This window comes from Luteibacter sp. P4_E6, assembly GCF_056401535.1.
Genome location: NZ_JBFUJE010000491.1, coordinates 1 through 2906 on the forward strand (window position 1 = coordinate 1; position 2906 = coordinate 2906).

The following is a 2906-nucleotide window of genomic DNA, read 5'->3' on the forward strand; positions in this document are numbered from 1 at the left end:
GCCGTAGGTGTTTCCGCTCCCTTGGGATGACCAGCGTCGAAGTCGCGCTCAACAAGCAAATTTTTAACGTTGGACACGTACTTGGCAGGGCCGTCGAGAACATTGTTCTTGATGCCGAAGTCGAAGTTCAACTTGCCGTCGATAAAGCCCTGAATGCGGCCCTCGATGGCGTCATCGTTCCAGTCAATTTCTGCCCTGGTGAAATAGCCGTAGAGCTTGAAATTGTCCGGCAGCGTTGCTGACATCGGTTCCACGACGGTCGCGACCACTTGGTTGGCGTTCTCGTCCAGATAGCTCCAGTGACCGGTCTTTCGGCCCGCCTTGAACGCGCCTTTGACGACGGTCTTTCCGTGACTGTCGACGTCCGAGAACGGGCCTTCCTTGAGTCCATCGCGCACGTCATATGAAACGACGCCGTCCGAGTAGTGGCCGTCGCGTAAATTCCCTTCTTTCCAGGTGGCGTCGGTCAGGGCCACACCGTCTGGCGTCCAGCTGCGCAGGCGTCCGTTCAGGACGTCGTGTTCGAAATGCGCCTCCCACACCATCTGCTTGCCGTCCCAGGTGTAGCGGGTGACCGTGCCCTCAAGGTTGCCGCCCTCGTAGTGCAGAGACTCGACCTTTTCACCGGACTGCGTGTTGTAGATGACCATGTCGCCATCGAGCCGTTCGTCTTTCCGTGACAGTTCAAGGGCCAGCTTGTTGCCGGACCCGTAGCATCGCGACGGACCTGCCGACAGTCCCTTCTCAAAGTGCACGACGCAGCGCGCGAGGGCTGAGTGGCCGGGTGCGCCATTGATGGCGCCGACTTTCTTGTCCCACGTTGCGGCGATGTCGGCGGGAATAGCGTCGACGTATGCCGCATCCCCGTCAAAGGGCTCGGTGCTGCCGTGCTTGTAGGCCAGTCCCTGGTTGAAGTCGAGCTGGCGTGAGTCGAGCTCATTGTGGCCGCAGGCGGCGAGGCATGCGAAGGCGAGGGCAGTGACCCCCACTTTGGGAAGACGGTAGGTCATGGCTGGTCCTTGTTTTCGAGCGCTTCGGATGACGCGTGTTGAGAGGCGGTGGTCCGGATAGCCGATGGCAGGGAACTTAAGAAGATGTCCTGGTTTGCTCCGTCGGGCCTTCGCCATCTTGCGTTCCTGCTCCATGAGTTGCAGAGACGTGTATCGGCAGCGTGTGCGCGAACTTTAGCGGCCCTCGCGCGTTCCGCCTGTACATCGGAGCATTCCTCTCCCCAGTTACGTCACGGGATTCTGTTATTGGGGTGGCACCACCAAGGACGCCTGGTACACCTACGATGGCGACAGCCGCGTGTTGGTCTCCGCTGGCCAGTTGGTCAATGGCGCCATTGCGGTGTCGACCGACGCCTCGTCCTACGCACTGGGTTACGAGGGCGCCGGCAACACCATCACCCGCATGACCTTGACGCCCGCCGGGTTTAGGCAGCAAAACGATCCGGCGACCTCGGGTTATGGTTGACACTAGCTAATGGGGGGGCGACAAAGGGACCTTCGTCGACGCGTCTGTAGGGGAAATCCGACAATCGAAAATCCGTAAGGGACGGCCATGTGGCACCGATCAGCACAGGGCGCGGACCGATAAACGACGCTCGGGCGCACAGCGACGAAACCGCTTGCGACTTCCCACAAACCGGAAAGTCCTGTCGACTGCTCGCGTGACACCGCCATCCATCTGCCGAGAAGAGTGCGGGCATATGTCCGCTGATTCAGGGAAAGCGGCAACTTCTAACGCCGACGCGACTTCTTGTCCGCCTTACGTACCTCTCCGTCGGTCTGGCCATTTGCGTACATTCGAATTGAAGTATCCAAGATTGACTCGAGCAATTTATTTCCCGCATCGAATTTCTCAGGACTGCGCAGCTTCGAAAGGATGCTTACGAGTGACTGAGCCGTAAGCTTGAGTACCAAAACACCCTTATTGTAAAACTCTCTGAACGCGTCAAGCTCCCGGTCTTTCGAAAGGCCCTGCTGGGTGTCTCGACAAACGATGAATGCGAGTTTGCCGTACTCCTTTCCGAGGTAGGAAAACACCTGTCGGTACTCATCCACGCCGACGGATTCGTAGTTCTTCATTTCGAAGATGACCTGCCGCGTGGAATAATCTTTGAGAATCCTTTTCCAAAATCCCGAAAGAGCCTGGTTAGTTGCAACGAGGTCGCGTCTTTGGGTGGAGGCCGCATTCGGTTTGAGTTGGACATTGGTCAGCTGTCGTGCAAAGGCGATTTCCACAGCCCGCTTGCACCAGTCTTCAAATTGAGATGCACCCTCGGTGCCGCTGGGTATGTTCCGAAGTTCAGTGATGAGCTGCCCAAGCAGACGGGACCGCTGCTCACCACTTTGCGATGCGATGGTGATTTCGTATTCGTCGTAGATTTCTTCGGCGTCGTCCTGGTCGAGATCACCATGTTCGAGATTTAGGGCCGGCCAATAGCAGGGATGGACCATCAGCACGTCGGATGGTGAAAACTGCCGATCCGGTCGCTTGCCGTCGTGAGAAAAGACGAAGTTCCCATGTTGCTTGTCGAAAAGTCCGAAAAATCCGATGCCGTATAGAGCTCGGATCGCCTCGTCCGGAGTTCCGAGTATTTGAAAGTGCTGGGCGATTTGCTCGTCAAGGCTATCGTTGGCCATCGAAGCGCCTAACAGATCCGCGGCCTCTCCCCATGTAACCTTTGCGTTGCCGGCGGCAAAGGCCTTCGTGAGCAAGCTGATTCCAGGTAAAACTGATTCGTACTCTTTCCGAAGGTCATCGTAACGGGTCAGCGAGATCTGCTTTGACGAGTGTAGGAAATCTTCCTCGATGAGCGTCGTTCTGCTCTGCCGCTGAGCCTGGTAAAAGGCTGTATTGAGCAGGCCGATGACGTCTCTTGGCCGATAAAGCGTCAACTT

Annotated in this window: 3 protein-coding genes; 1 reads left to right on the forward strand and 2 read right to left on the reverse strand. The window is 57.1% G+C overall.

Annotated elements, in window-relative coordinates; genetic code table 11:
* Window positions 1-1010: toxin-antitoxin system YwqK family antitoxin (locus AC1DT2_RS19685; RefSeq protein ID WP_477298162.1), on the reverse strand; the 1010-nt coding region annotated here is incomplete at its 3' end.
* 298 nt (window positions 1011-1308) lie between these two features.
* Here AC1DT2_RS19685 and AC1DT2_RS19690 point away from each other — a divergent pair.
* Window positions 1309-1476 (forward strand): hypothetical protein, encoded by a 168-nt coding sequence (locus tag AC1DT2_RS19690; protein ID WP_477298163.1) that lies wholly within the window; start codon window positions 1309-1311, stop codon window positions 1474-1476.
* Window positions 1477-1742: 266 nt separating this feature from the next.
* On the opposite strand, the gene AC1DT2_RS19695 is transcribed toward AC1DT2_RS19690, so the two are convergent.
* Window positions 1743-2906, reverse strand: a 1164-nt coding sequence (locus AC1DT2_RS19695; RefSeq protein ID WP_477298165.1) for a P-loop ATPase, Sll1717 family, incomplete at its 5' end; no start/stop codon positions are given.